Below are 12,917 nucleotides of genomic sequence, written 5' to 3' on the forward strand. Positions count from 1 at the left end.
TCACACTAAACGCTCGTGCCCGTCCGGTGCGAGGAAGTTCCGCAGGACGTCGGCGACTCTGGTGATCTCCTCGGCCGCCACGTTCTCCTGCCTGGTGTGCGCCAGGGTCGGATCCCCTGGGCCGAAGTTCACCGCCGGCGTGCCGAACGCGGCGAACCGCGCCACGTCGGTCCACCCGAGCTTGGCCACCGGGTCGGCGCCGGAGGCACGGACGAGCTCGGTCGTAGCACTCGCGCCGAGCCCCGGCATGGCCGGTGGCGACCTGTCCACCACGGTGAGCTCGTAGCCTGCGAAAACCTCGGCCATGTGCTCCTCGGCCTGCTCCACCGTGCGGTCAGGCGCGAAACGGTGATTGATCGTCAGCACCGCCTCGTCCGGAACCACGTTGCCGCTGACACCTCCTCCGATCCCCACCGCCTGCAGCCCTTCGCGGTAGCTGAGCCCGTCGATGGTAACCTCCCTCGGCCGGTACTCCGCCAACCGCCGCAACGGCTCACCCAGGTCGTGGACGGCGTTGTGCCCCATCCAGGCCCTGGCGGTGTGCGCGCGTGTGCCACGGCAGCGCAGCTCGAACCGCAGCGACCCCTGGCAGCCGGCCTCGATCACCGCGTTCGATGGTTCACCGACCACGGCGAGATCACCGCGCAACCATTCGGGCCGGTGACGTTCGAGACGGCCCAGCCCGTTGCGGGCGGCGTCGACCTCCTCGCAGTCGTAGAAAATGAACGTCACATCGAACCGGGGCTCGGTCACGGTGGCCGCCAGGGACAGGAAGACCGCGTCTCCACCCTTCATGTCCACCGTGCCCAGCCCGTGCAACCGCAGACCGTCCGGGCCGTGCTCGCGACGCACCGGCAGGTTGCCGTTCTCCGGCACCGTATCGAGGTGGCCGGCGAGCACCACCCGCGCGGGCCTGCCGAGGTCGGTCCGCCCCAGCACCGCGTCGCCGTCTCGCACCACCTCGAGGTGACCTGCCTGGTCGCGCAGCGCCGCCTCGACGGTGTCGGCAAGCAGCCGCTCCTCGCCCGAGACGCTCGGGATGTCGACCAGCGCCGCGGTGAGGTCCACCGGATCGGCATGGAGATCGAGTGTGGCCATGACCGCAGCGTACCCGCGAGCGGCGCCCGGCCTGGTCGCGCACACACCCCGCGCCACCGGCACACCGTGCCGTCCGCGGGGTCCTTCCCACCCGCAGCCCCGGTCGGCCCGCAACGCCCGCCGAGCGCGCGCTACCGTATGGGGGTGCGCATGCGAAGCATCCTGGTCACCGTCGGCGTCCTCGTTGCCCTGGTACTGACCGCCTGCGGGCCGGACGTCCCGGACGAGGGGGAGATCGACGACCACGTGCCCGGCGAACTCGACCTGCTGCGGACCAAGTTCGGCGCGCTCACCGCGGACCCCTGCCACACCCGGCCGACCGAGCAGGAACCGCACACCTGCGAGAGGTTCGTCACGCAGGTCGGCAACACCGCGGGCACCATGACCGAGAGCGCTCAGCAAGGCCACCCCCAACTGTCGGAATCCGCCGAACGGATGGCCTCCCGGGTCGCGGTGTACCGCGACAACCGGTGCGGATCAGCCGACGCCGGTGCCGAGCAGCTCTGCGAGGACACACTGGTCGAGCTCGCCGAAGCCGTCGAGCAGGCACAGCAGCAGATGGAGCGCGAGCTGCCCTGACCGCCGCCGGGACCGCCGCTGCGGTTCAGCTACGGTGAGGCCGTGAGCAGTGAACAGGTATCCCCCTCCACAAGCACCGGCGCCACGGGCGTCGGCCTGGCGAACGTCGCCGCCGACGGCGCGATCCTCGACACATGGTTCCCGAACCCGAAACTGACCGAGCCTGGTGAGACCGGCGGGTCGCAGCGGCTGACGACCGACGAGGCCATCGAGGTGCTCGGCAAGGAAGCCGCCGAGGTTCTCGGTCACGATGCCGAGCGTGGCGTCGAGGTGGTGGCGGTCCGGACCTCGATCGGCACACTCGCCGATGCCCCTGCCGACGCCCACGACGTGTACCTGCGCCTGCACCTTCTGTCCCACCGGCTCGTCGCACCGCACGGGCAGAACCTTGACGGCATCTTCGGCCTGCTGTCCAACGTGGTGTGGACCAACCACGGACCCTGCGCCGTGGACGGGTTCGAGTCGACGAGGATGCGGCTGCGCACCCGCGGCCAGGTCACCGTGTACGGGGTCGACAAGTTCCCCCGCATGGTCGACTACGTGATCCCGTTGGGCGTGCGAATCGGCGACGCCGACCGGGTGCGGCTGGGCGCCCACCTCGCAACCGGGACGACGGTGATGCACGAGGGCTTCGTCAACTTCAATGCAGGCACGCTCGGGTCGTCCATGGTGGAAGGTCGCATCTCCGCTGGTGTGGTCATCGCCGACGGCAGCGACCTCGGCGGCAGCGCCTCTGTCATGGGCACACTGTCCGGCGGCGGCAAGGAGGTCATCGCTGTCGGCAAGCGCTGCCTCGTCGGCGCCAACGCGGGTATCGGGATCTCGCTGGGTGACGACTGTGTCGTCGAAGCGGGGCTGTACGTCACGGCAGGCACGAAGCTGGCGTTCGACGGAAAGCTCGTCAAGGCCCGCGAGCTTTCCGGCATCTCGGGGCTGCTGTTCCGCAGGAACTCCGCTACCGGTGCGGTCGAGGCGGTACGCCGGGAAGGCAGCGGGGTCGAGCTCAACTCCGCGTTGCACGCCAACGACTGAAAGGCATCACGCACGGACGTCGCCGCGCGGGCCGGAAGGCCCGCGCGGGGCGTCTCAGCGGGCGCTGCCGCCGGCCTGCGCCGCCGCGCCGAGCCGGGCGATGGCCGCGTCGACCCGCTCGTCGGTCGCGGTCAGCGCGATACGCACGTGCCGCGATCCCGCGGGCCCGTAGAACGTGCCGGGAGCGGCCAGGATGCCGAGCTCGGCGAGCCAGCCGATGGTGTCCCACGCATCCTCGTCGCGACTGGCCCACAGGTACAGGCCCGCGTCGGAATGGTCGACGCGGAAGCCGCACTCCTCCAGCGCCGGGCGCAGCAGTTCGCGCCGCCCTGCGTAACGCGCACGCTGGCTGGCGAGCGCCTCGTCATCGGCCAGTGCGGCACGCATGGCCTCCTGCACCGGCCGGGGAACGATCATGCCTGCGTGCTTGCGCACGCCGAGCAGCTCCGCCACCAGCTCCGGGTCACCGGTGACGAACCCGGCACGGTAACCAGCCATATTGGCTGACTTGGACAGCGAGTGCAGCGCCAGCACGCCGTGCAGGCTTCCACCGTGCACATCGGGGTGGAGGACGGACACCGGTTCGGCGTCCCAGCCCAGCGACAGGTAGCACTCGTCGGAGACCACGACGGTTCCCCGCTCACGCGCCCAGTCGACCACCTTGCGGAGGTGGTCGGTGCCGAGTACCCGCCCCGTCGGGTTCGACGGCGAGTTCAGCCAGATCATCGACGGCCTGGCAGGCCCGAGCGCGGTCAGCGAGTCCGCCCGGGTCACCTGCGCGCCCGCGAGCATCGCACCGACCTCGTAGGTGGGGTAACACACCTCCGGTATCACCACGGTGTCGCCCTGGCCGATTCCGAGTAGCCGGGGCAGCCAGGCCACCATCTCCTTGGACCCGATCGTCGGCAACACCGCGTTCGGTTCCAGGCCCGTGACGCCGTGCCTACGGCGCAGCGCCTCCACCACGGTCCGGCGCAACTCGGGCGTGCCGTGCGTCGCAGGATAGCCGGGCACCTCGGACCTGCTTGCCAGTGCCGCGCGCACGGTGTCGGGCACCGCGTCGACCGGTGTACCGACCGAGAGGTCGACCACCCCGCCAGGATGGGAGCGCGCTGCCTCCTGGTACGGGGCCAGCGAGTCCCACGGGAAGTCGGGCAGCGTCACCGGCGCGCTACCGGCCACGCGGCGCCACTCCGCTGGGGAGCTCACTCGGCTTGCGGGGGCAGGTCCTTGATCCACTGCGGGTCGTTGGCCGTCTTACCGACCTTGGCCGCGCCACCCGGCGAACCGAGCTCATCGAAGAAGTCGACGTTGGCCTTGGTGTAAGCCGCCCACTCGTCCGGAACGTCGTCCTCGTAGTAGATGGCCTCGACGGGACAGACGGGTTCGCAAGCGCCGCAGTCGACGCATTCATCGGGGTGGATGTAGAGCATCCGCTCCCCTTCGTAGATGCAGTCAACTGGACACTCGTCGATGCATCCCTTGTCGAGAACGTCGACGCAGGGCTCGGCGATTATGTAGGTCACTACGCACTCCTACTTCCGTACGTGCCTGTCCGTCCATGAGCAGATTACGCCGACCGCCCGAACACGCGCCGGTGAGGCCACCCTTAGCTGGGCTGGTTTCCGCTGGGCGGTACACCTTCACCATGCCTGCCGGTACCGCGACATGACAATCGGCGAACCGCGAAGTGCGCAGGTTCCGTGCTGGTCCGTGCCGCTCCTCGCCGGTCCGTGCCGGGCGTGAGCCGGCACACCGGCTGGTCACGGCAGGCACGGCCCGCGCGGCAGGCGGTGATGCCCACCACACCACCAAGCTGTGACCGAGACCTCCCCTGCGGTCTCAGCGGAGCCAACGCGCCCTCGCCCGGCGGTGACAGGGATACGGTCCGGAACGACTCCGGTCGAGGTGGTGGTTAGTGGGCGGGCGGACAACCTGTCTTGTGCAGAAGTCCCAGTACCGCCGGACCCCGGCGACGTGCGAGGATCAGCATTCGTGAAGGTTGTTGTTCTCGCGGGCGGGGTTGGCGGCGCCCGGTTCCTGCTCGGGGTCAAGTCCGCACTCGGACTTCCCGCCACCGGACCGGCACCCGAGGGTGCGGAGCACTCCGTGACCGCCATCGTCAATACCGGTGACGACGTCTGGATGCACGGGCTGCGTGTCTGCCCCGACCTGGACACCTGCATGTACACGCTGGGGGGAGGGGTCGCCACCGAGCGGGGATGGGGGCACGCTGGGGAAACCTGGACGGTATCGGCCGAGCTCGCCGCCTACGGCGCCGAGCCGACCTGGTTCGCCCTTGGCGACAAGGACATCGCCACCCACCTGGTCCGCACCAGGATGCTCCGCGCGGGATACCCGCTGTCCGAGGTCACGGCGGCACTGTGCCAGCGCTGGCAACCGGGTGTGCGGCTGCTCCCGATGACCGACGAGCGGGTCGAGACGCACGTGGTCATCGACGATCCGGACAATCCCGATCAGCACAAGGCGGTGCACTTCCAGGAATGGTGGGCGCGCTACAAGGCTTCGCTGCCCGCCCACTCGATCGTCCCGGTTGGCTCGGAGGAGGCCGCCCCCGCGGCGGGGCTGCTCGATGCCATCGCCGAAGCCGATGTCGTGCTGCTCGCTCCGTCGAATCCGGTGGTGTCGATCGGCACCGTGCTGGCGATACCGGGAACGGTGGAAGCGATCCGCTCCGCGCGGGCCGCTGTGGTCGGGCTTTCCCCCATCGTCGGCAACAAGCCTGTCAGGGGGATGGCCGACGCCTGCCTCGCCGCCATCGGTGTCGAGTCCTCGGCCGAGGCCGTCGGCAGGCACTACGGTTCACGGGCGCACAGCGACACCGGCATCCTCGACGGCTGGCTGATCGCCGAGGGTGAGAGCGCGGATGTGCCGGGTGTCGAGGTGCGCGACATCCCGCTGATGATGTCGGACGTGCCAGCCACGGCGGCGATGGCCCGTACCGCGATCGCGATGGCCGGGTGTCGCGTTGACTGAGGGGGACGGCACAGCGAGCCCACATCGCGATCATGCCGCCGCCGGTGTCGAGCTGTTCGGCGTGCCCGGCATCGGCGAGATCCGCCCGGGAGCCGACCTCGCCGAGGTCATCGCGACCGCGGCGCCGTGGCTGCGGTCCGGCGACATCGTGGTGGTCACCAGCAAGATCGTGTCCAAGGCCGAGGGCAGGCTGGTACCGGTACCGTCCGATCCCGAGGCTCGCGACGCCGCGCGCCGCGAGCTGATCGACACCGAAACGGTGCGGGTTCTCGCCCGATTCGGCCGCACGCTCATCACCGAGAACCACCTCGGCCTCGTGCAAGCCGCCGCCGGCGTCGACGCGTCCAACGTGGCCGCGAACGAGGTCGCACTGCTGCCCGCCGACCCCGACGCCTCGGCGGCGGCGCTGCGCCGCGGTCTCGACGAGCGCCTCGGTGTCGAGGTAGCCGTCGTGATCACGGACACGATGGGGCGGGCGTGGCGTCTCGGCCAGACCGATGCCGCCATCGGAGCGAGCGGCCTGCCTGTGCTGTGCTCATACGCGGGCGCCACCGACAGCGACGGCAACGAGCTGGCGGTGACCCAGGTAGCGCTGGCCGACGAGGTCGCCTCCGCCGCCGATCTCGTCAAGGGCAAGCTATCCCGTACCCCGGTGGCTGTCGTCCGTGGCCTGCCGGTATCCGACGACTCCTCCCGCGCGAGCGATCTGATCCGGCCCGCCGATGAGGACCTCTTCCGCCTCGGCGTCGACGAGGCAAGAGCGCAGGGTCACACCGAGGCGGTCCTGCTGCGACGGTCCATCCGCGACTTCGCCGCGACGCCGGTCGAACCGGAGGCGTTACGCAGGGCGGTCGGGGCGGCGCTGACCGCGCCCGCGCCACACCACACCTCGCCGGTGCGCTTCGTGTGGCTGCGCGACAGCGCGCTGCGCGGCAAGCTGCTGGATGCGATGCGCCAGGCCTGGCGGGCCGATCTGGCGGGTGACGGGCTGGCCCCCGAAGCCGTGGAGCGACGGGTGCGGCGCGGTGAGCTGCTATACACAGCCCCGGAGCTCGTGCTGCCGTTCCTGGTACCGCGCGGCGCGCACGACTACCCGGACGACCGGCGCACCGCCTGCGAGCACACCATGTTCACCGTCGCCGGTGGCGCGGCCGTACAGGCGTTGCTCGTGGCACTCGCCGCCGAGGGGCTGGGCTCCTGCTGGGTCGGCTCCACCATCTTCGCCGCTGATGTGGTCCGCCGGGAGCTGGAGCTCGCAGCGGACTGGGAACCGCTCGGGGCGATCGCGGTTGGCCATCCCGCCTCCGGCTCGCCCTCGCCCCGACAGCCACGCGACCCGGCGGAAGGGCTGGTGGAGTGGTGAACGGACCGCATGCCGACGCGGCGGCGACACTGCGCGCCTGGCATCCGGCGGCGGCGGAACAGGAGTCGCTGCGGCAGGCTTTCCTCGCCTACCTGGCCGCCCGCGAGGACGCGTGCCTGCGGGAATGCGCCCCGGGCCATGTCACCGCCTCGGCCGTAGTGCTCGACCACACCGGCGGATTCGTGCTGCTCACCCTGCATCCCCGGGTGGGGCGTTGGCTCCAGCTCGGCGGGCATTGCGAGCGCACCGACAGCTCGCTGGCCGGTGCCGCGCACCGCGAGGCCGAAGAGGAGTCGGGCATCGCCGGGCTACGGATCGACCCGGAACCGGTTCACCTCGACGTCCACCCGATCACCTGCTCGCTCGGGGTCCCGACCAGGCACCTGGATGTCCGGTTCGCCTGCCACGCCCCGGCTGGGGCCGAGCCCGCCCGCAGCTCGGAGTCCGCCGATCTGCGCTGGTGGCCGGTGCGCGAGCTCCCCGAAAGCAGCGACGACCTCGTCCCGTTGATCACCGCGGCCGCCGGGCTGGGCGAGCCGAACGTCACGTCCGTTCCGTAGAAGGCGCTGAACGTCACGTTCAGCGCCACCTCTCAGACATCCGGCGAGAAGCGGATACCGGTGTCGGGGATGGTGACGCCGGGCCACAGGCGCGCGCCGGGGATGAGCTCGCAGCGTGCCCCGACCGCGGCGCCGTCGCCGAGTACCGCGCCGTCGAGCACCGCTGCTCGCCCCACCCGGGAATCCGTTCCCAACACCGAGTCGCACACGACGGCGTCGGCGGCGACCACCGCGCCGTCGAGCAGCACCGAGCCCGACACGCGAGCGCCGCGCTCGATCGTCGCGCCCGCACCCACCGCGGTGCCACCGTCGACGATGGCGTCGGGATCCACCCGCGCTCCGTCCAGCATCAGGGACTCGCCGGTCTTGCCGGGCAACGCCGCGGTCGGCGCGATGCCACGCACAAGGTCCGCCGATCCCCGCACGAAAGCCGCAGGGGTTCCCACGTCCAACCAGTACGAGTCGTCCACCACGCCGTGCAGGTGCGCGCCCGCGGCCAACAGGCCGGGAAAGGTCTCCCGCTCGACCGAGACCGGCACCCCAGCCGGGATCTCCTCGATGACTTCGCGCCGGAACACGTAGCATCCCGCGTTGATCTGGTCGCTCGGCGGATCGGGCGACTTCTCGGTGAACCGGAGGACACGCCCGCCTTCGTCGGTCGGCACACAGCCGAAACGGCTGGGATCGTCCACCGTCACCAGGTGAAGCGTCACGTCGGCCCCTGCCGCCGCGTGCGAATCCAGCATCCTGGCGGGATCGGCCCCGGAGAGGATGTCCCCGTTGAACACGACCACGTCGTCGGCGCGCAACGCTCCCGCGACGTTCCGGATGGCGCCTCCGGTGTCGAGCGGCTCGTCCTCGACGACGTACTCCAGTTCCAGACCGAGCGCGGAACCGTCGCCGAAGTGCTCCGCGAACACCTCAGCCTTGTAGGAGGTCCCGAGCACCACGTGCCTGATTCCCGCCTGCCGGATCCGGGAGAGGAGGTGGGTCAGAAACGGCACGCCCGCGGTGGGCAGCATCGGTTTCGGAGTGGACAGGGTCAGCGGGCGCAGGCGGGTACCCTTGCCGCCGACGAGCACGACGGCATCGGCCGACCGCGGACGCGGCAATGTCATAGTTTCAGTCCTACCACTGTCGACGAGAGGGCCCCGTCATGAGGCGCACACCACCGGTGAAGCGACAGACCGGTCGATTGCCTGACGCCGTCGACCGTGAAGGCCTACCCTAGTCAACGACGGTACGGCGAGCGCGAAACGCCACAGGTCCCGGAGTGTGGTCGGATACGTGCGGGGTCGCGAGGTCGGGTCGCTGCGGGTGCGACTGCGAACCGCGGCGGCTGGTGACCGACACCACGAGCCGGTGGCCAGCCACGGGACGGACGTGCTGGGTGAGAAGGGCGGAAGTGCGATGGATCCACTCGACAAAGCCGATGCGTTGCTGTCCCGCGCCCGCGCCAGGGGAAATTTCGTGGTGACCCCCGACACTGCGGTCTCCCCGATGGACGCCTCACGCACCCTGCGGATCCACCGCACCGTGGTGAGCGATGCCGAGCGCGATGGGGACCCCGACGCGACCACGCGGCTGCCGCACGATCAAGTCAGGGCGCAGGACACCCGCCGACGCCGACCCGACAGCGCCGATGCCGCCGGCACCGCACCCGCCTGCCAACCCGCCCCGGCAGAAGGCTCACCGCACGACCCGCAGGCCGACACGCCCCCGCAGGGCGTCCCACTCCCCGCCGCATCCGGCACGGCGTCCGGCACGGAGCCGGACACGACCGGCTCCGACGAGCGACCGCCGGAGCCGCAGGAATCGCCCGATCTGGTGCCAACCGTGACCCACCCGCAGCAGTCCCGCGTGGCGCGCCGCCTCGACGGGGAGTGACCGGCGCGCGGCGGCACCACCCGCCCGATCACCGGCACGCCAGCCTGAGCCGCACCGCGAGGCCCAGTCGCACGATCGCGAGCACCGGCTTCCAGCGCCACCCCCGGTGCCGGTCGGCGAGGTAGCGGTAAGCACTCGCGTGGTGCGCGACGAGCATCAGCCGCGAGTCGCGCATCGTCGCGTGCCCCCCGAGGTGCATCACCTGCGCCGACGGGACGTAGATGTTGAGCCAGCCAGCCCTGCCGAGCCGGTCGCCGAGGTCGACGTCCTCGAAGTACATGAAGTACCGCGGATCGAATCCCCGCACCGAGTCGAACGCCTCCCTGCGCAGCAGCAGGCACGACCCGGACAGCCAGCCGGCTGGCCGCTCGGTCACCCTGTCGCCGTGCTGCAGGTAAGCGCGGGTCCACGGATTGCCCGGCCACACCCTGCCGAACAGGCCGTGCCCGATACCGCTGCTCATCGACGGCAGCGAGCGCGCGGACGGGTAGACCCCACCATCCTGGCCGGTGATCAGCGGACCGAATGCCCCACCCCGCGGCCACCGCTGTGCGGCGTCCAGCAGCTGATCCAGCGCGTCCGCCTCCCACTCCAGATCGGGATTGGCCACGACGACCCATCCCACGGTGTCGTCCAGCGCGGCGACGGCCTTGTTGGCCGCCGCGCCGTACCCGAGATTGCTCCCCATCTGCAGCAGCGATACTCCGTCACGCTCGGCGGCGAGCTCGGGAGCGCCGTCCGTGGAGCCGTTGTCGGCGAGCAGCACCCGCACCTGTCGCGTGGTGGACTTCGCCAACGTGTCGACGAACCGCTCGAGCATCTCGCCCGGCGAGTAGGTCACCGTCACAACGGCGACACCGTCGCCGTAACGACGCTGTCCGGTCGAATCGGTCACGCACGTCATTCTCCCCACCACGCACGGTCATACGACGCGCGGTGCCCGTCCGCCGACACCGACCAGCTGAACTCCTTGGCTCGCAGCTGGGCCGCGGCACCCAATGCGGTGCGGCGATGCGGGTCGTCGAGCAGTTCGACGAGGGCGCGCGCGATACCGTCCGGGTCGACCGCGCAATACGCAACGCAATCGCCGCCGACCTCCGGCAGCGCGAGGCGACGCGTGGTGAGCACACACGCACCGCAGGCCATGGCCTCGAGCACCGGCAGCCCGAACCCCTCCCCGAGGCTCGGGTAGGCTACCAGCTCCGCACCGCCGAGGAATCCCGCCAGCAGCTCGTAAGGCAGGTACCCGGTGCGGATCACCCGGACCCCTGGCGGCACCTCGTCCAGCGCTCGATCCACCTCGCCGTCCCAGCCGTCGCGACCGGCCAGCACCAGCGTGGGCGGTTCGGCACGTTCCCGGACGGCCCTGGCGAACCCGCGAACCAGTGCGGGAACGTTCTTGCGGGGTTCGAGCGGGCCGAGGAATGCCACGTACCGTTCGTCGCCGGGCGAGTCGGCTAACCCGATCGCCCGACGCGCCTCGCGCACCTGCTCGGGCAGCGGGACGTAAAAGCCACCGGGATCCACCCCATGAGGGACAATATCCACCCGATCGTGGTTCATCTTGGCGACAGCGGCCAGCTCACCGGCCGTCGCCGCGCTCGGCACGATGCAGCGCCCGGCCCTGCGCAGCGCGAGCCTGCTCCAGCTACGGAAGAAGCGCGTCTTGATCGGCGCGTGTACCTCGGGAGCGGTGAAGAACGTGGCATCATGCAGCGTGACCACCGAGGCCGCCCTGTTGGCCAGCGGCAACGTGTAGTGGGGCGAGTGCACCACATCGGCGGCGAGCCTGCGCGCGAGCACCGGCAAGGTGGTCTGTTCCCACGCCAGCCGTGCGGTGCGGGCCAGGGCGGACTCGGTGGCGGTGACCACACCGGCTCCGGGTGCCATCGCAGCGTACCGCTCCTCGTCCCGGATCTGACACGCGACGCTGATGCGCGCGCCATCGGCGGCGAGCGCGGTGACGAGCGCGTCCACGTAGCGACCGACCCCACCCCGGTCCACGGGAACGGCGGTGGCGTCGATCAACACGTGGGGCTCGGTGCGTGGCACGGGTGCAGCCTACTCTGTACAGCTTCGTCGCGGTGCCCTAATCGATGGATCTTCTCCGGGACGTCGATATCGCCCCGATACGGTAGCGATACGAACTCGATTCCCGAGCCTACGATGCCGTGATCATGCAGATTCCGCCCGGCCCGGTACCGTCAGGGGCCGGGCACCGCACTCACGCGGTGCTCGGGACGTCCCCGGGACAGTCGCGGTACCCGTTGCGATGGAGCGACCACACCGCCTCTGCCGCGCTGCGCCAGGAGAACTCCGCCGCACGCCTGCGGCCCGCTGCCGCCAGCTTCGCCGACCACACCGGATCGTTGACGACTTCCTGCAGCGACTCGCTCAACTGCTGCGCGTCGCCGCGCGGCACCGTGACCCCCGCACCACCGGCCACTTCGACCACGGCGGGCACGTCGGAATGCACCACCGGCACCCCGGCGGCCATCGCCTCGAGCACGGGCAGGCCGAATCCCTCCGCGTGGCTGGGGGCCGCCAGTACCGCGGCCCGGCGCATGACGGCAGCCAGTTCCAGATCCGGCAGCCTGCCAAGCACCCGCACCGTCCCGGAAGGCAGTCCGTATCGCTGCGCCTCGGTGGTGGGGTCCACCCAACCCCAGCCCTGCTGGCCGACAAGCAACAGCGCGGGCGCCCGCGGATCCACCTGGTGCAGCCTGGCGATCGCGTCGATGAGCACCTCGAGCCCTTTCCTGGGCTCCAGCGTTCCCACGCAGAGGACGTAACGGTCCGGCAGGTCGAGGTGGGTCACGTCGACCGGGAGCTCGACTTCCTCTGCCGCGGTGAACACCTCGCTGACACCGTGCGCGACCACCTCCACCCTGGTATCGCCTGGCACGTGCTCGCGCAGCTCCGCGGCCACCGAACGGGTGGGCACCACCACGAAATCCGCCCGGCGCATAGCACGAGAGACCATGATCCGGTGCCAGGACACACCTCGCCTGGTCAGCGTGTGCGGGTGCGTCCACGGCACGGAGTCGTGCACCGTCACGGCGAGCGTGGCACGCCGGTGCCGCCCCACCGCGGGCCGCCGCGGCGGTGCCAGCGGGGTCGGCGCGTGCACGGCGTCGCCTCCCGGCCAGTACGGGATACCCGCCTGCCACATGGCCACCAATGTGCGACGCGGCACGGGCAACACCCGCGGGCCGTCGACGCCGGGGATCTCCGCCTGCTCGAGATCGTCGCGACGGGAGACCACGCTGGTCACGCTCCAGCCAGCCGGTGCCGTTTCCGCGAGCGCGCGCAGCAGCTCAGCCGTGTACCGCCCGGTACCACCCGGCACCGGTGCGAAGAGCTGGTCGGCGAGTACCACGAGTTCCGGCACAATCTCTATT

At 70.8% G+C, this 12,917-nt stretch carries 13 protein-coding genes; 6 read left to right on the forward strand and 7 right to left on the reverse strand.

The features are described from left to right. Entirely contained in the window at positions 1-1,098 is a 1,098-nt protein-coding gene (gene dapE, locus F8178_RS15735; RefSeq protein WP_317495560.1) for a succinyl-diaminopimelate desuccinylase, read from the reverse strand. A gap of 144 nt (positions 1,099-1,242) precedes the next feature. On the opposite strand from dapE, the gene F8178_RS15740 reads away from it, so the two are divergent. Continuing rightward, the gene (locus tag F8178_RS15740; RefSeq protein ID WP_317495561.1) at positions 1,243-1,677 is read left to right on the forward strand and encodes a hypothetical protein; all 435 of its coding nucleotides are present in this window, start codon (positions 1,243-1,245) and stop codon (positions 1,675-1,677) included. A gap of 42 nt (positions 1,678-1,719) precedes the next feature. Next, positions 1,720-2,709, forward strand: a complete 990-nt coding sequence (dapD, locus tag F8178_RS15745) for a 2,3,4,5-tetrahydropyridine-2,6-dicarboxylate N-succinyltransferase (protein WP_317495562.1) — start codon at positions 1,720-1,722, stop codon at positions 2,707-2,709. A gap of 54 nt (positions 2,710-2,763) precedes the next feature. Here the strand turns inward: dapD and dapC are convergent, their stop codons facing one another. Further along, positions 2,764-3,891 (reverse strand): succinyldiaminopimelate transaminase, encoded by a 1,128-nt coding sequence (gene dapC / locus F8178_RS15750; RefSeq protein WP_317495563.1) that lies wholly within the window; start codon positions 3,889-3,891, stop codon positions 2,764-2,766. 23 nt (positions 3,892-3,914) lie between these two features. Next, the gene (gene fdxA / locus F8178_RS15755) at positions 3,915-4,235 is read right to left on the reverse strand and encodes a ferredoxin (protein WP_317495564.1); all 321 of its coding nucleotides are present in this window, start codon (positions 4,233-4,235) and stop codon (positions 3,915-3,917) included. Between the two features lie 469 nt (positions 4,236-4,704). Between fdxA and cofD the strand changes: the two genes are divergently transcribed. Genes cofD through F8178_RS15770 form a run of 3 tightly spaced genes read left to right on the forward strand, consistent with a single transcriptional unit; the run spans position 4,705 to position 7,629 of the window. Continuing rightward, complete coding sequence (gene cofD, locus F8178_RS15760; RefSeq protein ID WP_317495565.1) at positions 4,705-5,706, forward strand: 2-phospho-L-lactate transferase; 1,002 nt, start codon at positions 4,705-4,707, stop codon at positions 5,704-5,706. Continuing rightward, complete coding sequence (locus tag F8178_RS15765; protein WP_317495566.1) at positions 5,699-7,069, forward strand: coenzyme F420-0:L-glutamate ligase; 1,371 nt, start codon at positions 5,699-5,701, stop codon at positions 7,067-7,069. Before cofD ends, F8178_RS15765 begins: the two co-directional genes overlap by 8 nt. Next, positions 7,063-7,629 (forward strand): NUDIX domain-containing protein, encoded by a 567-nt coding sequence (locus tag F8178_RS15770; RefSeq protein ID WP_317495567.1) that lies wholly within the window; start codon positions 7,063-7,065, stop codon positions 7,627-7,629. The genes F8178_RS15765 and F8178_RS15770 overlap by 7 nt, the downstream gene beginning before the upstream one ends. A gap of 32 nt (positions 7,630-7,661) precedes the next feature. Here F8178_RS15770 and F8178_RS15775 read toward each other — a convergent pair whose 3' ends face one another. Beyond that, complete coding sequence (locus F8178_RS15775) at positions 7,662-8,747, reverse strand: NDP-sugar synthase (protein WP_317495568.1); 1,086 nt, start codon at positions 8,745-8,747, stop codon at positions 7,662-7,664. Positions 8,748-8,904: 157 nt separating this feature from the next. Between F8178_RS15775 and F8178_RS15780 the strand changes: the two genes are divergently transcribed. Continuing rightward, a complete protein-coding gene (locus tag F8178_RS15780) occupies positions 8,905-9,516 on the forward strand; it encodes a hypothetical protein (RefSeq protein ID WP_317495569.1) in 612 nt (203 codons plus the stop codon). Between the two features lie 28 nt (positions 9,517-9,544). On the opposite strand, the gene F8178_RS15785 is transcribed toward F8178_RS15780, so the two are convergent. The 3 genes from F8178_RS15785 to F8178_RS15795 all read right to left on the reverse strand — a co-directional run bounded on the left by F8178_RS15785 (position 9,545) and on the right by F8178_RS15795 (position 12,907). Further along, positions 9,545-10,411 (reverse strand): glycosyltransferase family 2 protein, encoded by an 867-nt coding sequence (locus tag F8178_RS15785; RefSeq protein WP_317495570.1) that lies wholly within the window; start codon positions 10,409-10,411, stop codon positions 9,545-9,547. Between the two features lie 5 nt (positions 10,412-10,416). Next, complete coding sequence (locus tag F8178_RS15790) at positions 10,417-11,547, reverse strand: glycosyltransferase family 1 protein (protein WP_317495597.1); 1,131 nt, start codon at positions 11,545-11,547, stop codon at positions 10,417-10,419. 193 nt (positions 11,548-11,740) lie between these two features. Then, positions 11,741-12,907: a glycosyltransferase family 1 protein gene (locus tag F8178_RS15795; RefSeq protein ID WP_317495571.1), complete on the reverse strand. Its 1,167-nt coding sequence runs from the start codon at positions 12,905-12,907 to the stop codon at positions 11,741-11,743. Between the last annotated feature and the right edge of the window lie 10 nt (positions 12,908-12,917).

The sequence above is a fragment of the Haloechinothrix sp. LS1_15 genome (assembly GCF_033042135.1).
In the GTDB taxonomy this organism is placed as follows: domain Bacteria; phylum Actinomycetota; class Actinomycetes; order Mycobacteriales; family Pseudonocardiaceae; genus Haloechinothrix.